The 21,999-nt window shown below is 69.8% G+C and carries 10 protein-coding genes; 4 read left to right on the top strand and 6 right to left on the bottom strand.

Features of this window, described 5'->3' with window-relative positions; all coding sequences use genetic code 11:
* Positions 1-4: 4 nt before the first annotated feature.
* Both FSZ13_RS16385 and purL read right to left on the bottom strand, forming a co-directional pair.
* Positions 5-8,653, bottom strand: a complete 8,649-nt coding sequence (locus tag FSZ13_RS16385) for an ESPR-type extended signal peptide-containing protein (RefSeq protein ID WP_145481490.1) — start codon at positions 8,651-8,653, stop codon at positions 5-7.
* Positions 8,654-9,102: 449 nt separating this feature from the next.
* The gene (purL, locus tag FSZ13_RS16380; RefSeq protein ID WP_145481489.1) at positions 9,103-12,987 is read right to left on the bottom strand and encodes a phosphoribosylformylglycinamidine synthase; all 3,885 of its coding nucleotides are present in this window, start codon (positions 12,985-12,987) and stop codon (positions 9,103-9,105) included.
* A gap of 305 nt (positions 12,988-13,292) precedes the next feature.
* On the opposite strand from purL, the gene FSZ13_RS18830 reads away from it, so the two are divergent.
* On the top strand, positions 13,293-15,395 hold the full coding sequence (locus FSZ13_RS18830) for a glycosyl hydrolase family 18 protein (protein ID WP_145481488.1): 2,103 nt from the start codon (positions 13,293-13,295) through the stop codon (positions 15,393-15,395).
* Between the two features lie 238 nt (positions 15,396-15,633).
* On the top strand, positions 15,634-16,278 hold the full coding sequence (locus FSZ13_RS16370) for a hypothetical protein (RefSeq protein WP_145481487.1): 645 nt from the start codon (positions 15,634-15,636) through the stop codon (positions 16,276-16,278).
* 17 nt (positions 16,279-16,295) lie between these two features.
* Here the strand turns inward: FSZ13_RS16370 and FSZ13_RS16365 are convergent, their stop codons facing one another.
* Positions 16,296-17,084 carry a thioredoxin fold domain-containing protein gene (locus tag FSZ13_RS16365; protein ID WP_145481486.1) on the bottom strand — a complete coding sequence of 263 codons (789 nt, stop codon included), beginning with the start codon at positions 17,082-17,084 and terminating at the stop codon, positions 16,296-16,298.
* A 135-nt stretch (positions 17,085-17,219) separates the two neighbouring features.
* Here FSZ13_RS16365 and FSZ13_RS16360 point away from each other — a divergent pair, with 135 nt between their 5' ends.
* The gene (locus FSZ13_RS16360; protein ID WP_145481485.1) at positions 17,220-18,047 is read left to right on the top strand and encodes a hypothetical protein; all 828 of its coding nucleotides are present in this window, start codon (positions 17,220-17,222) and stop codon (positions 18,045-18,047) included.
* A 10-nt stretch (positions 18,048-18,057) separates the two neighbouring features.
* Here the strand turns inward: FSZ13_RS16360 and xerD are convergent, their stop codons facing one another.
* Positions 18,058-19,032 (bottom strand): site-specific tyrosine recombinase XerD, encoded by a 975-nt coding sequence (xerD, locus tag FSZ13_RS16355; protein ID WP_145481484.1) that lies wholly within the window; start codon positions 19,030-19,032, stop codon positions 18,058-18,060.
* A 47-nt stretch (positions 19,033-19,079) separates the two neighbouring features.
* Between xerD and FSZ13_RS16350 the strand changes: the two genes are divergently transcribed.
* Complete coding sequence (locus FSZ13_RS16350; RefSeq protein ID WP_145481483.1) at positions 19,080-19,553, top strand: RDD family protein; 474 nt, start codon at positions 19,080-19,082, stop codon at positions 19,551-19,553.
* A 252-nt stretch (positions 19,554-19,805) separates the two neighbouring features.
* Here FSZ13_RS16350 and lptG read toward each other — a convergent pair whose 3' ends face one another.
* Together lptG and lptF are read right to left on the bottom strand one after the other, a co-directional pair.
* Positions 19,806-20,912, bottom strand: coding sequence for an LPS export ABC transporter permease LptG (lptG, locus tag FSZ13_RS16345; protein WP_145481482.1), 1,107 nt, complete (start codon positions 20,910-20,912; stop codon positions 19,806-19,808).
* Positions 20,909-21,988 carry an LPS export ABC transporter permease LptF gene (gene lptF, locus FSZ13_RS16340; protein ID WP_145481481.1) on the bottom strand — a complete coding sequence of 360 codons (1,080 nt, stop codon included), beginning with the start codon at positions 21,986-21,988 and terminating at the stop codon, positions 20,909-20,911. The genes lptG and lptF overlap by 4 nt, the downstream gene beginning before the upstream one ends.
* Positions 21,989-21,999 lie beyond the last annotated feature (11 nt).

Genomic DNA, 21,999 nt, shown 5'->3' with positions numbered 1-21,999 from the left:
GCGGTTACCAGCCGAAGCCGGCACCCACGCCCACCGAGCTGTCATCGCTGCTGAACGCGCCACCGAAGGTGATGGTGGCGCGGTCGCTGACCGCACGCTGGTAACCCAGCGACAACGCCGACTCACCGCTCTGGAAACCGACGCCGACACCGACGCGGTTCTGGGTGCGGACGCCGGCGGCACTGGTGGCCATGTTGAGCATGGCCGCGTTCATCGCACCCTGGCGGTCGATGCGGCGATCCTGGCGACGCAGGCGGTCATCGACTTCGCCCTTGTACATGTCGAAGGTATCGGCCATCGCACTGAACCGCTGGTCGGTATAGCCGTTGGCGGTGGCGATGCCGCCGTCCAGCTGGCCCTTGTTGACCGCGTCGGTGGCGGCGCTGCCGGCGGCAACGTTGGTCACCTGGCGTTCGGCGCCCACCGCACCCACCGACACCGTGTCGGCGCGGTCGGCGACCGAGCCCTGGCCCAGCGCGACCGAGTTGGCGGCGGTGGCGCTGGCCCCCTGCCCGATCGCGGTGGCCGAGGCGCCGCTGGCGACGGCGCCGTCGCCCATCGCCACCGAGGTCACCGGCACCGCGGCAGCCACCGGCTGCGAACTGCCATAGCTGGCGGCCGTCGGCGTGCCCTGCACCACCGGTGCGGACGCATCGGCAGTGGCCGCGCGCGCGGTGTCGGCACTGGCGACAGCATCGGTGCTGGCCGCAGTGGCGGTATCGGTCGCCTCGGGCGCGGCGGCCACGCTGGCGCTGGATACCGACGCCGCACGTGCACGCGCCACGTTGCTGCCGCCCCCGCCGATGCGCTGGTCGAGGTCGCTGACCTTGGCATCGAGCGCACCGAGCGCATCGCCCACATTGGTGTAGGTGCTGCCCTGGATCACGTAGTTGGGCGCCACGAACACGCCCTGCATGCCGACGCTGGCGCCGCCGCCGAGGAAGCTGGCGGTGTCGGTGAGCGCCTGGAACAGCTGTCCACCGTTGATCGCCTGGCGGCTGCTGCTGGCGATCGACCCGCTGCCGACGTTGTCCAGGGTGGTGCCCTGCGCACCGGACAGGGTGAGCGTGTCGCGGCTGCTGTCGTCGTAGCTCAGCGCGTTGACCGTGGCGTTTTCCACCGAACCGATGCGGTCGTCGATATCGCCCACGCGGGTTTCCACCGCGCCCACGCGCTGGTTGGTGGTGTTGAGCTGGCCGCCGGTGACCGCATCGGTGCTGCCGGCGGCCACGCGACCGGCGGCGACGTTGACGATGCGGCGCGTGGCCGGACCGTCGGTGCCGTTGCCACCACCGACCGAGACCACGTTCGCTTCCACCGCGCGGGAACCCGCGCCCAGCGCCACCGAATTGGCACCGGAAGCGCCTGCGCCGGCGCCGATGGCGATGCCATTCGCGCCGTTGCTGACGAAGGCGCCGTTGCCGACCGCCACGCCATTGCTGGCATTGGTGGAGGCCAGGCGACCAAGCACGGTGCTGTTGCTGCCGCGCGCCGATGCATCGGCGCCGACCGCGGTGGCGCCGGTGGCCGAGGCAGTCGCCGCGGTACCCAGCGCACTGCTGCGGGTACCGCTGGCGGTGGCGCCCGAACCCGCGGCCAGTGCATCGGTACCGCTGGCGCTGGCCACGCCGCTGCCACTGGCGTCGAAGTGCTGGCCGACCGCATCGGCGGTGGCCGCTACGCTGTCCAGCTGCGCCTTGGTCACCGCATCGGTCGCGTTCACCGCATCGCCGACGTTGGTGATGCGGCGCGTGGCCGGACCGGTGGTGCCGTTGCCGCCGCCCACCGAGACCACGTTGGCTTCGGTTGCACGCGCGCCTGCGCCAAGCGCCACGCTGCCGGTGCCATTGGCCCAGGCGCTCTTGCCGAGTGCAGTGGCGTTGAGGCCGCTGTAGGCGTAGCTGTCCTGGCCGATCGCGGTGGAGCCGGCCGAGGTCGCCCAGGCCAGCTGGCCGACTGCGGTGGTCTGCGCCGCCGTGGCCCACGCGCTGGCGCCGCTGGCGAAGCTGTTGGCGCCGCTGGCCAGGGCACTGTTGCCGATGGCGATGGCATACGCGCCCGAGGCGGCGCTGCCCCAACCGAGCGCCGAGGCGTAATCGCCGCTGGCTTCAGCGCCATAGCCCAGGGCGGTGGTGCGGACGCCGCTCGCGGCGCTGAACGCCCCAACGGCGGTGCTGTAGTCACTGCCGGCTTCGGCGCTGTAACCGAATGCCGAGGACTGCAGGCCGGCCGAGCTTGCGCCGGCACCGCTGGCGGTGCTGAACACCCCGCTGGCCTGCGCACCGGCACCGAGCGCGGTGGCGCCGGTACCGCTGGCGCTGGTCGCCTTGTCCAGCAGCACGTTGCCGTTGGCATCTTCGTAATACAGCGCACCGCCGATCGCGGTGGCCGAATCGGCGGTGGCCGAGGCGTTGTAGCCCGACGCCGACGCGTAGCGACCCGAGGCCAGCGAGCCGCTGCCGTAGGCCGAGGCGCCGGTGCCGAAGGCATTGGACGCTTCGCCTGCCGCCGTGGCATAGGTGCCATCGACGTAGCTGCCCACGTCGTCGCCATTGCCGCTGCCGGACGCCTTGAAGTAGCGGTTGGTTGCTTCGGCGGTGTCGGCCACGGCGTTGAGCTGGTCCAGATTGACCGCGTCGGTGCCTTCGGTACCTGCAGCAACGTTGGTGATCTGCCGCTGCGACGAGGTGGTGCCGACCGACACGCTGTTGTCGCGGTCGGCGCTGGAACCGGCGCCGAGCGCGACGCTGTTCAGCCCGGTCGCGGTGGCGCTTTCACCCAGTGCGGTGGCGCTGGCCGCATCGGCCCAGGCATTCCAGCCGATCGCCGTGGTGTAGTCCTCGGTGGCCCATGCGCCGGCACCGAACGCGGCAGCGCCGGTTCCCGACGCACGCGCCGGGATGAAGCCGAAGAACGTGCTGCCGCCGACCGCCACGCTTTCATCGCCGGTGGCTTCGCTGAACTCGCCGACTGCCACCGCGCTGGCACCGGAAGCCGTTGCCGCTGCGCCGACCGCTGTCGCGTACGCGTTGGAGGCCACCGCACCATAGCCCAGGGCCGAGGACAGCTCGCCGGTGGCTTCGCTGTAGCTGCCGAACGACGACGCGCCGGCTTCCGACGCGGTGGAACGGAAGCCGTTCGCGGTGGCCTGCTGGCCCGACGCGATCGCTTCGCTGCCGCTGGCGGTGCTGTAGGCCCCGGAGGCCTGCGCACCGGCACCGATCGCGCTGGCACCGATCTCGCTGGCGGCCGCGCCCGTACCCACGGCGACGCTGTTGTCACCAGTGGCCTGGGCGTCGCTGCCCAGCGCCGCGGCACCTTCCGCCGTGGCCAGCGCGTTGAAGCCGATCGCCGTGGCGTTGTTGGCCAGCGCAGTGGCGCCGCTGCCAAGCGCGCTGGCACCGTCGCCGATCGCATTGGCCGCCTCGCCGGCCGCCAACGCGTTGTCGCCCTCGACATACGCGCCGGCATCGCTGTCGTCGCTGCCGCTGGCCTGGAAGTACCTGCTGGTGGTCTCCGCCACCGCAGCGACCTCCTTCAGCTGCGCCACGTTCACCGCGTCGGTGTCTTCGGTACCCGCGCCGACGTTGGTGATCTGGCGGTCGATGGCGTCATGCACCACGCCCGCCGCATCGGTCCACGCTTCGGCAGCGCCGACCGACACCGAATTGGCCCGGTCGGCGAGCGTGCCGGCACCGATCGCGACGCTGTTTTCAGCGTCCTTGGTGGTCCAGGTGTTGCTGCCGAGCACGGTCGCGTTCACGGCCTGCCCGTAGCTGTTGTAACCGACCACGGTGGCACCGTCCTCGGTGGCCCAGGCTTCGCTGCCGACCGCCGTGGTCTGGATGCCCTGGCTGGCGCTGTTGGCATCGGCGCCGGCCAGTGCATTGAAGCCGACCGCCACGCCGTTCTGCGCGGTCGCCGCGTTGTTGCCCAGCGCGACGCCGTACTCGCCCGCGTTGGCCTGCACGCCGAACGCCGCACCGGCGATGTTGGCACGCGTGCCCTGGCCGACCGCGGTAGCCACTTCATCGGCGTAGCTGTAGGTACCCAGCGCGGTGCCGAAGAAGCCGGCCGTCGCACCCGCGCCGAAGGCGCTGGCGGCCCAGCCATCGGCGGTGGCGAAGTTGCCGATCGCCGTGGTTTCGCGACCCAGCGCCCAGGCACCATAGCCCACTGCGGTGGATGCCAGGCCACTGGATTCCGCGCCCGCACCGACCGCCACCGAGCCGAAGCCCTGCGACAGCGCGCCGCCACCAATGGCGATGGCGGCGCCGCCACTGGCGGTGCTCAGGTCACCGAGGGCGACGGCGCCCTGGCCGCTGCTGGCCGCATTGCTGCCGATCGCCACCGCATAGTCCGCGGTAGCGGTGGCGTTGAGGCCCACTGCGGTGGCCTCGTTGGCCACCACGGTGCTGCCGGCACCGAGCGCGGTGGCACCGTTGCCGATGGCGTTGCTGGCTTCACCGGCGGCCAAAGCGTCATCGCCGTCGACGAATGCGCCGGCGTCGCTGGCATCGCTGCCGCTGGCCTGGAAGTATTTGCTGGTGGTGGCCGCCGTGTCGGCGACCGCGTTGAGCTGGTCCAGGTTGACCGCGTCGGTGCCTTCGGTACCGGCGGCGACGTTGGTGACCTGGCGCTCGCTGCCCACGCTGCCCACCGACACGCTGTCATCGCGGTCGGCGATCGAGTCCGCACCCAGGGCCACGCTGTTTTCACCTTCGGATGTCGCGGCGTTGCCCAGCGCGGTGCTGTTCAGGCCCGGCGACCACGCACCCCCGCCCACGGCGGTGGAGTAGTTGCCGGACGCTTCGGTCGGCAGCAGGCCGAACAGCGCGCCACCGATGGCAACGCTGTTGGTGCCGCTGGCCAGGCTGCCCTGGCCGGTGGCGGTGCTGTACGCGCCGGTCGCTTCGGCATCACCGCCGAGCGCGACGCTGTTGGAGCCGGTGGCCTGGGCAAAGCTGCCCAGCGCGGTCGCATTGAAGGCGGTGGCGGCGGCATAGCCACCAATCGCGGTGGTGTAGCCGGCGGTGGCTTCGGAGGCGAAACCGTAGCCGGCCGACAGGGTACCGCTGACCACGCTCTCCGCGCCGACCGCCGTGGCGCCCGAGCCGCTTGCGGTGCTGTAGTAACCCAGCGCCACCGATTCCTCACCGGCCGCTTCGGACAGCGCACCACTGGCCAGGCTGCCCGCGCCGGAGGCGACGCTGGCCGCACCATTGGCGGTGCTCTGCTCGCCCGACGCCAGGCTTTCGGCGCCATTGGCAGTGGCGTATTCGGCGGTGGCTTGTGCATTGGCACCGCTCGCCGTCGCGTTGCCGGTGGTGGCCAGCGCGTTGAAGCCCACGGCGGTGGCGTTGTCGGCCAGGGCGAAGGCGCCGCTGCCCACGGCCGACGCGCCACTGCCGCTGGCGAAGCTGCTCGAGCCCACGGCGGTGGCGTAGTCACCGTCGGTCGCCGCGTTCGAACCCGCCGCCACGCTTTCCTCGCCGCCGGCCACGGCCACGCCGTCACCGCTGGCCTGGAACTTGTCGGTGGCCGCAGTGAGCTGGTCGACGTTCACTGCGTCGGTGCCTTCGGTACCCGCCGCCACCTGGGTGATCTGGCGCTGCTGGTCGTCATTGCCGACCGACACGGTGTAGGCACGATCAGCCCGTGAACCGGCGCCCAGTGCAACCGCGTTGGAGGCGCTGGCATTGCTGCCCGCACCGATGCCGATCGCGCTTTCGCCCCCGGCCACGACATTGGTGCCGATGGCGATGGTGTTGATGCTGTTGCCCAGCGCCTGGTAGCCCACGGCCACGCTGTTGTCGCCATAGCCGAACGCGCCGCGACCGAGCGCGGTGGAACTGCTGCCGCGCGCCCAGCTGTTGTAGCCGATCGAGGTGGCGCCGACGCCATCGGCCCAGGCCGCGTAACCCACCGCGGTTGCATTGGCATCGGTGGCCCACGCGCTGGCACCGAACGCCGTGGCGCTTTCCGCGGTAGCCCAGGCATAGGCACCGGTGGCGGTGCTCTCCACGCCGCTGGCGAACGCATTGTCGCCCTGCGCGATGCTGTAGTCGCCGGTGGCGCGTGCCTTGTAACCCTGCGCCAGGCTGTTGTCGGCGGTGGCCTGCGCGCCGCTGCCCAAGGCATTGCTCTGTGCGCCGGTGGCCTGCGCGCCGGCGCCGACCGCGACCGCGTCCTGCGCGGCCGTGGTGCCCACCGTTACCGCGTTGCCGTCGCCGTCCACGATCGGCTGGTTGTACTGGTCGTAGGCCTGGCCGACGCCACCGATGGCGACGCTGCCGGCGCCGTTGGCGGCCACATTGCGGCCGACCGCAACGGTGTCATCGCCGACGGCCGCTGCGCCATTGCCCACCGCGGTAGCGCCCGCACCGAACGCGTTGCTGGCCTCACCGGCGGCGAGCGCGCCATCGCCATCGGCGAACGCGCCCACGTCGCTGTCCTGCGAGGCGTTGGCCTTGAAGCGGTAGGCGGTACCGTCGGCGGTGTCCGCGACGGCGTCCAGCTGCGCCTTGTTCACCGCATCGGTGTCTTCGGTACCGGCGGCGACATGGGTGACCTGGCGTTCGTTGCCGACATCGCCGACCGACACGGTGTTGTCGCGCACGGCCGTGGAGTTGGCCCCGAGCGCCACGCTGTTGGCGCCGCGTGCCGTGCTGTAGAAGCCCACCGCCGTGCTCAGCTCGCCGCTGGCCCAGCTTTCCGCGCCCAGCGCGGACGCGCCTTCGCCAGGTGCGTAGGCGAAGTAACCCAGTGCCGTCGCTTCGGTGCCGGAAGCTTCGCTCAACGTGCCGTTGGCCACCGCGTAGTCGCCGCTGGCGATGGCACCGGCACCGACCGCGGTGGCGGCTTCGCCACTGGCCTGGGTGTCGACGAAGAAGCCCAGTCCAGGAATCAGGTCGACCGGACCGCCGATGGCGGTGCTGCTGGTGCCGCTGGCCGCGCTCTGCGTGCCCACCGCCGTGGCGTAATCGCCGGTGGCATTGGCCACCGCGCCGAAGGCCGACGACTGCGCGCCAGCCGCATAGGCGCCGACGCCGTACGACGAGGCCGCGAAGCCGGACGCGTCGGCACTGGCGCCCACGGCGGTGCCGCCGACGCTGGCGCTGGTGGCGCCGGTATCGACCGGCACCCCACCGTTGGTGATCAGCGGGTTGCCGTCTTCATCCACGGCCGCGCCGCCGACCGCGACGCTGCCCGCGCCGTTGGCCTGCGCGTTGTTGCCGAAGGCGGCGCTGTTCTGGCCGCTGGCAAGGGCGTTGTAACCGACCGCAGTCGCGTTCTGCGCCACTGCCGTTGCACCGCTGCCGAGCGCGGTGGTGCCGCTGCCCAGGGCGTTGCTGGCTTCGCCTGCGGCGGTGGCGTTGTCGCCGTCGGCGAACGCACCGGCGTCGCTGTCGGCGCTGCTGGTGGCCTGGAAATATTTCGCCGTGGTCGACGCCACGTCACCCACTTCGTCCAGCTGCGCCTTGTTCACCGCATCGTTGGCTTCGGTGCCGTCGGCCACATGGGTGATCTGCCGCTGCAGGCCGTTGTTGTTGCCGACCGACACGGTGTCCACGCGATCGGCATACGAGCCGGCGCCCAGCGCCACGCTGCCAACGGCAACGGCGGCGGAGTTGGAACCGAGCGCGGCACTGAAGTCGGCCACGGCGGTGCTGAAGGCGCCCACCGCGATGGACGCTTCGCCACCGCTGCCGGCGCCGCGGCCGAGCGAGGTGCTGCCCGCACCAATCGCCAGTGCGCCGCCGCCGATCGCGGTGGCACCGTCTGCACTGGCTTCGGCCAGCCCACCGATCGCGGTGGCCGCACCGTTTTCACTCGCAGCGAAGGCAGACGCGCCTACCGCGACGTCGCCGAGCCCGAAGGCCATGGCGTTCTGTCCGGAGGCCACGGTGGCATCGCCGATGGCGAGCGCGCCCTGGCCGAAGGCGCTGCCGCCGAGGCCGGCGGCGACGGCACCGCTGCCCACTGCGGTGGTGGCGTTGGCCAGCGCCTGGCTGGTGTTGCCCAGCGCGGTGGCGCCATCGCCCAACGCGCTGGCGTCGGCACCGGCGGCAAGCGCGCCGTCCCCGTCGATGCTGGCCGCGTCGCTGTCGTCGCCCGCGCCGTCAGCCTTGAAGTAGCGCGTGGCGCTGGCGGCGGTGGCCGCCACGGTGTCCAGCTGGGCCTTGTTGACCGCATCGGTGGCGGCGGTGCCGGCGGCGACGTTGGTCACCTGGCGCTCCCTGCCGGCATCACCGACCGACACCGTGTTGGCGCGCGCAGCGCGCGAGCCGGCGCCCAGCGCCACGCTGTTGGCGGCCGACGCCGTGCTGTTGCTGCCGATCGCCACGGCGTTGCTGCCCGAGGCGGTGGCGTTGCCGTCCACCACGCAGCTGTCGATCACGCTGCTGTTGAGCACCACGCAGTTCGCATTGCCACCGACCTCCACTGATTGCGCCTGCGCAACCGACGGCGCCCCACCCATCCCGAATCCAAGCGTCAACGCGATGGCGGCGGACAGCGCCGATGCGCTGCGTGCGCCGGCTGACCGTCGCTGGTCGATCACCACGCCGGAGGTCTGGCTGCTGGCCAATTCAGAGGCAACCACCATCTGCCCCAGTGCTTTGTTCCAGACCTTGCGATAAATCCGATTCATCGATGCGACTCCTGGTTGGACTGGTTTCGGGCAAAGCGACGCCAACGCCGGACACCGTGGTCCAACGTCCCCTGGGGGCGTTTTCGCTTGGAATTTTTTTGATTACTGCGTGAGCTGCCGAACGGCGCGTGCAACGAACAGAGAACTCGCCATCCTTGGGGTTACTGCAGAACTGAACGCTGTCGAAATGAGACCTCAGTGTTAACGCAGGGTTTTGGTGGCGTCAAGACTTTGACGTTAAAAAGTCCACGAACGCGAGAGGCGTCACAGATCCGACTATTCATAAGCGCGTTTTGTTAGCAGCTTGTGAGCATTTGCCATCACACGCACCGCTGCATGTAACGCGATGTAACTCGTTGCTTCGTCACAGTTTGGTGTGCGCGCAAAAAAAAACCGCCGACAAGGTCGGCGGTTTTTTCACGCGGTACTCACCACTTCATCACACGTGGTCAGCCGCACCATACTCTTGCGTTGCGGAACATGCGCAGCCACGGCGAGTCGCCGTTCCAGTCCGCCGGATGCCAGCTCAGGTTCACCGCGCGCGGGGTGCGCTCCGGGTGCGGCATCATGATGGTCACCCGGCCGTCGGTGGTGGTCAGGCCGGTGATGCCGTCGGGCGAGCCGTTCGGATTGAGCGGGTACTGGGTCGCGACGTTGCCGTCGCCATCCACGTAACGCAGCGCTACGCGCGCGGCGGCCTGGTCCACGGCGGTGGCGAACACCGCCTGGCCTTCGCCGTGCGCCACCGCCACCGGCAGGCGCGAACCGGCCATGCCACGCAGCAGGATGGACGGCGACTCCACCACTTCCAGCAATGCGGTACGCGCTTCGAACTGCTCGCTGCGGTTGCGGCGGAACTGTGGCCAGTGGTCGGCACCGGGAATGATGTCCTTGAGCTGGCTCATCATCTGGCAGCCATTGCACACCCCCAGCGCGAAGCTGTCAGGGCGTGCGAAGAACGTGGCGAACGCATCGCGCAGCGCGCTGCGCTCCAGCACCGAGGTCGCCCAGCCGCGACCGGCACCCAGCACGTCGCCGTAGCTGAAGCCACCGCAGGCGGCCAGGCCGGTGAAGTCGGCCAGGTCCACGCGGCCTTCGATCAGGTCGCTCATGTGCACGTCGAAACTGCTGAAGCCGGCACGCTCGAAGATGTTGGCCATTTCGATCTGGCCGTTGACGCCCTGCTCGCGCAGCACGGCCACGCGCGGACGCGCGCCGGTGTTGATGAACGGCATGGCCACGTCTTCATTGAGGTCGAAGCTGAGCTTCGGCTTCAGGCCGGGCGCGGTGAAGCTGCGCGCGATGGCGCGCTCCTGGTCGGCATTGTCCGGGTTGTCGCGCAGCTTCTGCATGGCGTGGGTAACCGACCACCAGGCGTCGAACAGCGCTTCCCAGCGCCATTCCACCAGGCTTTCGCCCTGCAGCGACACCCGCACCACCGGTGCGGTGGTCGGCCTGGCGATGCGCTGGGCGCACTCGGTCAGCGCGTGGCGCTCGACCAGGTCGGCGAAGGCCGCACGGTCTTCGCGCGCGATCTGCACCACCGCACCCAGTTCCTCGTTGAACAGGCTGCGGAACGGGTCGTCGCCCCACGCGTCCAGGGTGATGTCCAGGCCCTGGCGCGAGGCAAAGGCCATTTCGCACAGCGCCGCGAACGCGCCGCCATCGCTGCGGTCGTGGTAGGCCAGCAGCAGTCCGGACTGGCGCGCGTCGCGGATCAGTTCAAAGAACGCACGCAGGCGCTGCGGGTCGTCCAGGTCCGGCACGGCACCGGCGAAGGCCGGCAGCGCGCTGTGGTCGGCATGCACCTGGGCCAGGATGGAACCGCCCAGGCGCTGTTTGCCCGCGCCCAGCCCGATCAGCCACAGCTCGCTGTCGGCATCGCGGTCCAGCAGCGGGGTCAACTGGGTGCTGGCGTCGGCCACCGGCGCGAACGCGGAGATCACCAGCGACACCGGCGACACCGACTTGTGCGCCTGGCCGGCGTCGTGCCACTGCGCCTGCATCGACAGCGAGTCCTTGCCGACCGGAATGCTCAGGTCCAGCTGCGGGCACAGCTCCATGCCGACCGCGCGCACCGCGTCGTACAGCAGCGCGTCTTCGCCGTCATGGCCCGCCGCCGCCATCCAGTTGGCCGACAGCTTCACCGTTTCCAGCGCGTCGACCGGGGCCGCGCACAGGTTGGTGATCGCTTCGCCCACCGCCATGCGCGCCGAGGCGGCGGCATCGAGCAGCGCCAGCGGGGTGCGTTCGCCGATCGCCATCGCTTCACCGGCCAGGGTATCGAACCCGGCCAGGGTGATCGCGACGTTGGCCAGCGGCAGCTGCCACGGACCGATCATCTGTTCGCGTGCGGTCAGGCCGCCGACGCTGCGGTCACCAATGGTGACCAGGAAGTTCTTCGACGCCACCGACGGGTGTGCCAGCACGCGCAGGCCGGCCTCGTGCAGGTCCAGCCCGCCGGTCTTCAGCGCCGGCCAGCGCGGTGCCGCCGGGTGCGCGGTGTCGCGGTGCATCTTCGGCGGCTTGCCGAACAGCACGTCCATCGGCAGGTCGATCGGGGCATCGGCCGGGATGTTGCCGACGGTCGCGCCATAGGCGACCACCAGGCGTTCCTCTGCCGTGGCCACGCCGACGGCGGCGAATGGGCAACGCTCGCGTGCGCACAGCGCGGCGAACTCGGCCAGGCGCTCCTGCGGCACGCCGAGCACGTAGCGTTCCTGCGATTCGTTGCACCACAGCTGCATCGGCGACAGCGACGGGTCGTCGGTGGGCACCTTGCCGAGGTCGATCACCCCGCCCACGCCGGAGTCGTGCAGCAGTTCCGGAATCGCGTTGGACAGGCCACCGGCGCCCACGTCGTGGAACCAGCGGATCGGGTTGTCCAGGCCCAGCGCGACGCAGCGGTCGATCACTTCCTGGCAGCGCCGTTCCATCTCCGGGTTGTCGCGCTGCACGCTGGCGAAATCCAGGTCCTCGGCGCTTTCGCCGGAGGCCACCGAACTTGCGGCGCCGCCGCCCAGGCCGATCAGCATGGCCGGGCCACCGAGCACGATCACCGCGTCGCCCGGCTGCAGCTTCAGCTTTTCGACCTGCACCTGGTCGATCGCGCCGAGGCCACCGGCCAGCATGATCGGCTTGTCGTAGGCGCGGGTCAGGCCCTCGCCTTCCGGCAGTTCGAAGCTGCGGAAGTAGCCCAGCAGGTTCGGCCGGCCGAATTCATTGTTGAAGGCGGCGCCGCCGAGCGGGCCCTCCAGCATGATGTCCAGCGCCGGCGCCATGCGCGGGTTCAGCGCGCGCGGCGCTTCCCACGGCTGCGGCAGGGTCGGGATGCGCAGGTGCGAGACCGAGAACCCGGTCAGGCCGGCCTTGGGCTTGCCACCGCGGCCGGTGGCGCCTTCGTCGCGGATCTCGCCGCCGGCACCGGTCGATGCGCCCGGGAAAGGGGCGATCGCGGTCGGGTGGTTATGCGTTTCCACCTTGATGCAGAACGCCGAATCGACCACCGGTTCGCTGCGGTACTGGCCGCTGGCCGGGTCCGGGCGGTAGCGCGCGGCCGGGAAGCCGGCCACCACCGCCGCGTTGTCGCTGTAGGCGCTGAGCGTGTGCTGCGGGGTCTGCTGGTGGGTGTTCTTGATCATGCGGAACAGCGAGTGCGGCTTGTCCGCGCCATCGATGGTCCAGCTGGCGTTGAAGATCTTGTGCCGGCAGTGCTCGGAATTGGCCTGCGCGAACATCATCAGTTCCACGTCCGACGGCTTGCGGCCGAGTTCGCCGAAGCGCTGGCGCAGGTAGTCGATCTCGTCCTGGGCCATGGCCAGGCCGAGCCGGCGGTTGGCCGCTTCCAGGTCGTCCAGTGCCACCCGCTCCAGCTCGCCGCGGGCCGGCGCGCTGAACAGCGCCTGGGCCTGGGCGGCATCGTCCAGCACCGACTGGGTCATCGGGTCGTGCAACGCACGCACCACCGCCTCGCGGGTCTCGGCATCCGCCGGCCAGCCGGCCAGGTCGATGCGCAGTCCGCGTTCCACCCGGCGGATCGGCTGCCCGGCGCCACGCACCAGTTCGGTGGCCTTGCTCGACCACGGCGACAGCGTGCCCAGGCGCGGCACCACGAAGCGGCTGATCGCCCCTTCCGCGCGCGCAGCCGGGGCCGGCTCGGCTTCCAGGATCCGGGTCAGGACCACCGGGTCCGGGGCGGCGTCGCCCTCGGTCTGGATGAAGTACACATGCCAGGCACCGGTGATGCGCAGATCGGCGGCCAGGGACTGGAGGCGGGATTCAAGACGTTCGCGGCGGAACGGCGAAAGGGCGGATGCGCCCTCGAGGACCATCATGTCCGGGGAACCGTGGTTGGGAACGGGGCCCACTATTGTACCGGTCCGCGCCCCCCGGTGGTCGCCGCCCCGACCCCTCGCGTCCCGGGGTGGGCACGATCGGACGCTCGGAACCTTGCGCTGGCGCACGGATTGCCATGGCAATCCATGACAACGTTGCCACGACCCGCCGGGCACACCGTCCCGGTGGGGTCCCATGTCCGCCCCCTGAGCTGTCGCCGGCCTCTCTCACCGGCCCCGGACCTGCTGCAACGCTGGGCGGTACCCCGCCGCCCAGTGCCCATCACCTTGATCGGAGTACGACCATGGCTGACCCGAGTGCGCGCAGTAAGGTGACATCGTTATCTCCCCATCGACCGGCCCGGCATCGGCGCTGGCTGCTGGCCCTCGCCCTGGGCTCGGCGGCCCTGAGCCCGGGCCTTGCCCTGGCCGCCGGCTGTACCGGCGTGCCGGTGTGGGACGGCAACGTGATCTACAAGCAAGGCACCACCCTGCAGAAGGGCGGCGTGCTGTACCGGGCCAACCAGGACATCTGGAATGCCCCGCCCGACCACCCGGCCGGCGCGCCGTACTACACCAACCTGGGCGCCTGCGACAGCGGCGGCAGCAACCAGCCGCCCAGCGTCAGCCTGACCTCGCCGGCCAACGGCGCCAGCTTCAGCGCCGGCAGCACGATCACGGTCAGCGCCAACGCCAGCGACGCCGATGGCAGCGTGAGCAAGGTCGAGTTCTTCCGCGGCGGCACCTCGCTCGGCGTCGACACCAGCGCGCCGTACAGCGTGAGCTGGGCCAACGCGGCGGCCGGCACCCATACCTTCAAAGCCGTTGCGACCGACAACAACAATGCGGTGACCTCGTCGGCCACGGTCAGCGTGACCGTCAACGCGGCCAGCAACGACACCACCGCGCCCAGCGTACCGGGCGGCCTTGCCTCACCCTCGAAGACCGCGACCACGGTCAACCTGGCCTGGAACGCGGCCACCGACAACAGCGGTGGCAGCGGCGTGGCCGGCTACGACGTATACCGCAACGGCAACCTGGTCGGCTCGCCCAGCGCCACCCAGTTCACCGACGGCGGGCTCACCGCCAGCACCGCCTACACCTATGCGGTGCGTGCGCGCGACAACGCCGGCAACGCCTCGGCCCGCAGTACCACGATCAGCGTGACCACCAGTGCCGGTGGCGGCAGTGGCGGCAACAAGCGGGTGATCGGCTACTTCACCCAGTGGGGCATCTACGGGCGCAATTACCGGGTCAAGAACATCGACACCAGTGGTTCGGCCAGCAAGCTGACCCACATCAACTACGCCTTCGGCAACGTGCGCAACAACCGCTGCGAAGTGGGCGTCACCCAGCCCTCCGACCCGAACACCGGCGCCGGCGGCGATGCGTTCGCCGATTACACCAAGGCCTTCCAGGCCGGTGAAAGCGTCAGCGGCAGCGCCGACACCTGGGACCAGCCGCTGCGCGGCAACTGGAACCAGCTCAAGCAGCTCAAGGCCAAGCACCCGAACGTGAAGGTGTTGATCTCGCTGGGTGGCTGGACCTGGTCGCGCGGCTTCTCCAGCGCGGCGCAGCCGGCCAACCGCCAGGCCTTCGTGGCCTCGTGCATCGATGCCTACATCAAGGGCAACCTGCCGGTGACCGACGGTGCCGGTGGCGTGGGCGCGGCGGCGGGTGTGTTCGACGGCATCGACATCGACTGGGAATACCCGGTGGCGTGCGGCATCGCCTGCGGGACCCCGGCCGACAATGCCAACTTCACCGCGCTGATGGCCGAATTCCGCCGCCAGCTCGATGCGGTGCGGCCGGGCCTGTTGCTGACCGTGGCGGTAGGCGCGGGCATCGACAAGATCCGCGTGACCGATCCGGCGGCGTACCACCCGTACCTGGATTTCATCAACGTGATGACGTACGACTTCCACGGCGCGTTCGACCCGAAGACCGGGCACCATTCGGCGCTGTTCGATTCGCCGGCCGACCCTTCCACCGGTGATGTGAAGCTGTACAACAGCAACGATGCGATGGAAGCCTTCCTCGCCCGCGGGGTGCCGGCCAGCAAGCTCAACCTGGGCATCGGCTTCTACGGCCGCGGCTGGACCAACGTGCCCAACGTCAACAACGGGCTGTACCAGACGGGCACGGCCGCACCGGGGACCTACGAGGCGGGCATCGAAGACTGGAAGGTGTTGAAGAACCTCAACCATCCGGTCTTCACCGACGCCACCGCGCGGGCCACCTGGAGCTACAACGGCACCACCTTCTGGAGCTTCGACACCCCGGCGATGGTGACCGAGAAGATGGGCTACGTGAAAACCCAGGGACTGGGCGGCGCGTTCTTCTGGGAGTTCAGCGGCGATGACACCCAGGGCACGCTGGTCAACACGATCAGCAATGGCCTGAAATAAGCGTCACCGCGCCCGGGGCCGCCATGGCCCCGGGTGCACCTGCATGCCGCCATGCATGACGTAACTGCAACGCAGACGCGCAACGCCACGGTTGCACCCCGCTCGCGCAGGGACGCGTCATTCGCGACTGAAAGCGACGCAGGGATGCGCGCATGCCAGTACCTGAGCATTTTCTGGAAGCCGACAGGGACTGCCTTTCAATAATGGCGGTCCCTTTTTCCATGGCGCCTTGCATCCCATGCGGACCCCCACCGCCCTGCTGTGCATCTTCGCCGGCTTCGGCAGCCGGAGCGCACAGACGACCCTCAAAGACCGACGCGCGGTCAAGACGCCGATCCTCACCGCCATCCGCAACGACAACCGGAAATGGAAGAAAGACCGCGAAGAGCTCCGCAGCTCATTCGACCCGCCACGGTCCGACCCTGGGCCCCGCGCAGGCGCGCCATCCTTTTTCTTCCGTGCCGTACGCTCGCCAGGATGGGCCGCGCCGCGGGTAACCGCGCTGCCCGACAACCACAGTTGGCTGCACCATGGCTTCGGCGGAAGCGCACTGCGGGACTTCCTGGATCCGCGCTGCGACAGCAGCACCGCCGATCTGTTCGGTGAATCCAGGCTGGCTGGCGCTGGGGGCGCTGACGACCTGCCCGACGACGGCGACTACCCCGCCAGCGACGCCGAGGGCGAATGGGATGCGGTGAGCGTTACGGCGCCACCCTCGTCACCGCACGAGACGGCGCACACGCTGTTCACGACTCCCGCGCAGGACGACCTGATGACGGACATCCTGGCAGAGCTCACGCAACGGTACGGGGTACGTGTACGACTGCTGGGCGACGTGGTCGACGATTCGACCTGGCGTGAGGCGCCGCTTCGGACCCTGTGATCCAAAGCGGCGCTGGCTCAGTTCGCCTGGCGCTCCAGCGCCTTGAGCAGCTGCGCCGGCGGCACATAGCCGCCCAGCTGGGTACCATCGGCGGCGAATACCGCCGGGGTGCCGCTCACGCCCACCTGCTGGCCGAGGTTGTACTGCATGGCCACCGGGCTGGTGCAGTTCTTCGGCGCCACCGGCTGGCCCTGCTTGGCGCTGGTCAGTGCCTGGCGGCGATCGGCCGCGCACCAGACCGAGATCATGTCTTTGAAATCCTGGCTGGCCGGGCCCATGCGCGGGAAGGCCAGGTATTCCACGGTGATGCCGAGCTTGTTCAGCTCCGGAATGTCCTGGTGCATCTTGCGGCAGTAGCCGCATTCGATGTCGGTGAATACCGTCAGGGTGTGCTTGGGCTTGGCGGCGGCGAACACGATCCGCTCGCCACGCGGCACCTTGTCCAGCAGTGCCTTGCGGTAGGCCAGCAGGCCGGCACTGCTGGCCGGCGCGCGGTTCTGGATGTCATAGGGCTGCGACTGCATCAGGTAACGGCCGTCGTCGGAGACGTACAGCACCTGCCCGCCGACCAGCACCTCGCGGAACCCGGGGAACGGCGCGGCGCCGATGTAGTCCGGCTTGAACTTCGGGTCCAGCCCGGCCAGCGCGCTGCGCACGGTCTGGTCGGCAGTCGCATTGCCCTTGGCGGCGGGGGCGGCAGCGTTGCTGCCCGGCTTGGCCGCCGGCGTGGCACCGGGGGCGGCCGGCTGGGCGCAGGCACTCACGCTGAGCGCACTGAACAGGGCCACGGTAAGAACTCGACGCATCTGTACATCCACGGAAGAGAGTGGCCGGATTCTCGCACAGCCGCGCGGGTGAGGCCCGTGAGGCCGAGCGATTCCTGAAAGCCGGCGCCGCCCCGGGCGGGGATGATTCCATCCCCCGAATCGATTCCCCGCCGCATGCGCATTCCTTCCCCACTGGTCTGGGTCAAAGCACAGCTTGGCAGCACCGCAGCCAAGGTGGAGCTGAGTGTCCGCTCTCCCAACAACGGCCGCTTCGACACGGCCCTCATCGCGATCAAGAACCGGGAAGCGCGTTTAACCCAGGCGTGGCGTGGGGGCCACCTGACCGCAACGCAGCTGGTCAACCGCAGCCGCTACCTGACCGACCTGCGCCAGACGCTGTATCGGGATCGATCGCCCATGGCGCACAGCCAGTCCATGCAGGACATGCTGACCCGCATCTGCAACCCTTCTCCGGTGTCCGCCACGCACAGTCTCTCCGGTTCGCTGGAGTCGCTGGCGTCACGCACGTCGGTCACCTCGCGGACCTCGGTGGCGTCCATCGAACAGTTCCAGGACCGCGCCATGGCGAGGTTGGCCGAAGGCGTGTGGGACGGCCGGTTAAACTCGCTCAAGGAGCTGCGCGCTGAAGTGCTGGCCACCGCAAGACTCATGGCCGACGCGGATCCCACCCTGCGACCGATGCAGGCGGTCGCAGCGGTCTTCAACGAGCTGAAAGTGCGTGCGCCAGTGGGTTCGGCCCAGGCAGGTCCAGAGTCGAACGTGGTGCGCTACCTGCGGCGGGAAATGCTGACCAACAGCGACGGCCCCGGCGGGCGGGTCGCCACCGCCCGGCTGGTCGATCCGGTCGACGCCGACCGCCACGCGTCGTGGCTGGCACGGCCGTTGCCCACCGGCCCGGCGCCGCCGAAACCGCCGCGGCTGGGCGAGCCCCGCGCGATCAGCCTGCCGCGCGACTGGCGACCGGGTGAATCCAGCGCCTGAGGGGTCGACCCTACCCGCGCGGGTGGTGTTTCGCGTGCAGCTTCTGCAGGTGCTCGCGCGCGACCAGGGTGTAGATCTGGGTGGTGGACAGCGAGCTGTGGCCCAGCAGCATCTGCAGCGCGCGCAGGTCGGCGCCGCGGTTGAGCAGGTGGGTGGCGAAGCTGTGCCGCAGCCCGTGCGGGCTGATCCGCACCGGATCGATCCCGGCCAGCGCGGCGTATTTCTTCACCAGCGTCCAGAACTGCTGGCGGCTCAGCGGCTGCAGCGAGGGTTCCAGGAACAGCGGCACCTCGCCGTCGCGCGCCGGCACCGTCCGCGTGCCGACCAGCTGCGGCCGCGCCTCGCGCAGGTAGCGCTCCAGCCAGTGCTGGGATTCCTCGCCCAGCGGCACGAGCCGTTCCTTGCTGCCCTTGCCCGTTACCCGCAATACGCCCTGGCGCAGGTTCACCGCATTGGCCGGCAGCTCGACCAGTTCGCTCACGCGCAGGCCGGCGGCATACATCAGCTCGAGCATTGCGCGGTCGCGCAGGCCCAGCGGCTGCGCCACGTCCGGCGCGGCGAGCAGCGCATCGATCTGGCTCTCGGCCAGCGCCTTGGGCAGCAGGCGCGGCAACCGTGGCGGGTCCAGCAGCGCGCTCGGGTCTTCGCTGCGCTGGCCGCGCCGCAGCGCGTCAGCGAAGAAAGCGCGCAGCGCCGACAGCAGCCGCGCGTTGCTGCGCGGCGACCAGCCGTGCTTCGCGCGCCACGCCAGGTAGTCGAACAGGCCGGCGCGGTCGATGCCGGCCAGGCCGCCGCCCGCGCCGTCGCGCCAGCGCGCAAGGCCTTCCAGATCGCGCCGGTAGCTGTCCAGGCTGGCGCGAGCCAGGCCCTGCTCGGCCCAGATTGCGTCCAGGAAGTGGCGGATCAGCGTGGCATCGTCGGCGCGCAGCTCGGGCAGGTGCTGCACCAGCTGGCGGCGCGCGGCGGGGGTGGTGGTGTCGGGCATGCGCACAGGATACGGAAACCGGACGCCGGCGCAGGTATGCTCGGCGCATGAGCGCACCTACCGCTGTGGCCACGGATACCGCCCGCCCTGCATCGCTGCTGGTGTGGCGACTGCTGTCGCTGCTGTATGACTTCTTCCCGGCACTGGCGCTGTGGATGCTGGTCGGCGCGCTGTTCACCGCCGGCTATGCGGCCGGCCATGCGCTGCGCGACAACATCGCCCCGTTCAGTGCGTTGCAGTGGCTGCTGTGGGGGTGTTGCTGGGCGGTGACCGGGGTGTATGCCGTTGAAAGCTGGCGGCGCGGCGGCCAGACCCTTGGAATGCGGCCGTGGCGATTGCAGGTGGTAGGCGCCGATGGCACCGCGCCCACGCGGCGGCAGCTGTGGCTGCGTTATGCGGTGGGTACGGTGTCGGTGCTGCTGGGCGGTCTCGGGCTGTGGTGGGCGTTGATCGACCGCCAGCGCCAGACGTGGCATGACCGGATGTCCCATACGCGAATGCAGCGGGCGCCGAAGCGTTAATGGCGCTTCTTCGATCAACGTCCATGCGTCAAAGGGCCGATCATCGGTATCGGCAGTCGTTTGGGAACCGACCCTACCCCCTCGAAGCCCATGGTTGGTTGATCCGGATCCCAATGGGCCTGTAACAATCCGTAGCCCCGGCCGTTGGCCGGAAACCGCGCGCAGCGCGGCTCAAGCATCCAACACCGGTCCAACACCGGTTGAGACCATCCCACCCGCGTTTAGACCCGACCGAAGCCGCCCGTCAGCCCATCACCCCGACTTGCGCCGGAACAACATGCCCGACACCACCAGCATCACGATCGGCGGCAGCGCGTAGGCGATGCGGTAGTCGAACTTCAGGGCACCGGCCATTCGGCCGAAGAACAGCTGCAGCAGCCAGAAGCCCAGCGCGAACAGGATGCCCAGGAACAGGCGCTTGCCCATGCCGCCGCTGCGCAGCGACCCGAACGCGAACGGCACCGCGGCCAGGCACAGCGCCAGCACGTTGAGCGGGTAGAACCAGCGGCTCCAGTAGATGTCCTCGAAATCGCGCGCATCCAGCCCGTTGCGCTTGCGGTACTCGATGCTGGTGCGCAGGTCGCGCGCGGCCAGGTTGCGCGGCTTGGAGAAACCGGTGGCCAGCGCGCCGGCATCCAGCTGCGAATTCCACTTTTCCGAGGCTGCGGTGGTGCGGGTGGCCGAGCGCTCGCCGAAGGTGTCGCGACGGACCTGGTTCAGCGTCCAGCCGTCCGCGCCGTGCACCACGGTGGCAGCGTGGGTCAGTGTTGCAATGCCGCCGTTGGCCGCGATCTGGTACAGCCGCACGTCATTCAGGGTCAGCTGGGTGCCCCCTCCGGGCAGCAGCTGTTCTTCGCCGCTGCCCGCGCTGAGGAAGGTGTCGCCCTCGCGCACCCAGATTCCCGAATAGCGTGAGGCGGACAGGCTCTGCCCGGATTTCGCGCTGGCCTTGATGTTGTCGGCACGCTCCTGCGCCCACGGCGCCAGGGTTTCGCCACTCAACACCATCACCGCGGTCATCAACGACAGCGCGATCGCCACCGAGGCGCTGAGCCGCTTGCGCGACAGCCCCAGCGCGCGCAGCGCGGTCAGTTCCGAGGTGGCCGCCATCTGCCCCAGGCCCATCAGCGCGCCGATCACCGCCGCGGTAGGGAAGAACGTGTAGGCCCTGCGCGGCACGGTGTACAGCACCCAGGCCACGGCATGGCCGAGCGTATAGCCGCCCTTGCCCACGTCCTTGAACTCGCCGGACAGCGCCATCACCACGTCCAGGCCGATCAGCACCGCCCAGGTCAGCAGCACCGTGCCAAACACCGCACGGCCCAGGTACACGTCGAAACGCATCGGGAGCAGCCTCATGCGGTCCTCCGCGGGCGCGACAGCCGGCCGTCACGCAGGTACATCCATATCGCCAGTGCCAGCAGCGGCAGGCTGAGCCACCACAGGCCCAGGTTGGCCGGCAGCTTGCCGTCGGCGATCCAGCGGGTACCGATGAACATCAGGTTGGTGCCGACCATGTAAGCGAGGAAGGCCAGCATCATGCGCCCATAGCGCTGCTGCCGCGGAGAACTGCGCGCCAGCGGCAGGGTCATCAGCGCGAACGCCAGTGCGATCAGCGGCGGGGTCAGGCGGGAATGCAGCTGCGCCTGGGCCTCGGGCCGGTCGTCGCCGAACAGCTGGGTGGTCGGCAGCAGTTCGGAGTCATCGGTGTCGCGGGTGTCGGCACCGTCAGGCAGGGCCACGTCGTTGCTGGCGAAGGTCATCAACCGGTAATCCAGCCCGCCGTTGCCGGGGCCTTCGATCTGGTGGCCGTCTTCCAGCCGCAGGTAGCGCTGGCGCTCGCCTTCGAAGAACATCTTGCCGCGCTCGGCCGAGGCCACTTCAATGCGGTCGCCGCGGGTGCGCTGCACGAAGATCCGGCCCAGGCTGCTGCCGTCGGTGCTCACTGCGGACAGGTAGACCACCCCGCCGTTGGGCAGCATGGTGAACTTGCCCGATTCCAGCCCGGCCATGACCAGGCTGCGGTTGGCATCGGCGATCAGCCGCTCGCTGGTGCGGTCGGCCCACGGGCCCAGCCACAGCGAGCACAGCGCCACCAGCCCCACCACCGGCAGCACCAGCATCAGCACCGGCCGCAGCAGGCGCCTGGGGCCGACCCCGATGGCGGTCAGGACCGCCATTTCCGAGTCGCGGTACAGCCGGGCCGTGGCCAGTAGCAGGCCCAGCATCAGCGCCAGCGGCAGGATCAGCGGCATGTAGACGATGAACTGCAGGCCCAGCTGGGAGAACAGCAGGCGGGCCGGCAGGCGGCCGTCGGCGATGTTGCCGAGGATGTCCACCAGCACCCCACCCACGCTTACCACCAGCAGGACGATCAGGGTGGCCAGGAAACTCTGGACGAAATCACGCAGGAGGTAGCGATCGAGCTTCGACATGGGGCGGTGGT

Origin of the sequence: Stenotrophomonas rhizophila (assembly GCF_007667275.1) — a bacterium.
GTDB lineage: Bacteria > Pseudomonadota > Gammaproteobacteria > Xanthomonadales > Xanthomonadaceae > Stenotrophomonas > Stenotrophomonas maltophilia_AE.
The sequence above is the reverse complement of the archived record's forward strand: the minus strand, read 5'-3'. Positions and strand labels throughout refer to the sequence as shown.

Excerpts from the sequence above, each read along its gene's own strand:
- FSZ13_RS16385 (WP_145481490.1), bottom strand. The coding sequence starts at position 8,653 with ATGAATCGGATTTATCGCAAGGTCTGGAACAAAGCACTGGGGCAGATG.
- purL (WP_145481489.1), bottom strand. The coding sequence starts at position 12,987 with ATGATGGTCCTCGAGGGCGCATCCGCCCTTTCGCCGTTCCGCCGCGAA.
- FSZ13_RS18830 (WP_145481488.1), top strand. The coding sequence starts at position 13,293 with ATGGCTGACCCGAGTGCGCGCAGTAAGGTGACATCGTTATCTCCCCAT.
- FSZ13_RS16370 (WP_145481487.1), top strand. The coding sequence starts at position 15,634 with ATGCGGACCCCCACCGCCCTGCTGTGCATCTTCGCCGGCTTCGGCAGC.
- FSZ13_RS16365 (WP_145481486.1), bottom strand. The coding sequence starts at position 17,084 with ATGCGTCGAGTTCTTACCGTGGCCCTGTTCAGTGCGCTCAGCGTGAGT.
- FSZ13_RS16360 (WP_145481485.1), top strand. The coding sequence starts at position 17,220 with ATGCGCATTCCTTCCCCACTGGTCTGGGTCAAAGCACAGCTTGGCAGC.
- xerD (WP_145481484.1), bottom strand. The coding sequence starts at position 19,032 with ATGCCCGACACCACCACCCCCGCCGCGCGCCGCCAGCTGGTGCAGCAC.
- FSZ13_RS16350 (WP_145481483.1), top strand. The coding sequence starts at position 19,080 with ATGAGCGCACCTACCGCTGTGGCCACGGATACCGCCCGCCCTGCATCG.
- lptG (WP_145481482.1), bottom strand. The coding sequence starts at position 20,912 with ATGAGGCTGCTCCCGATGCGTTTCGACGTGTACCTGGGCCGTGCGGTG.
- lptF (WP_145481481.1), bottom strand. The coding sequence starts at position 21,988 with ATGTCGAAGCTCGATCGCTACCTCCTGCGTGATTTCGTCCAGAGTTTC.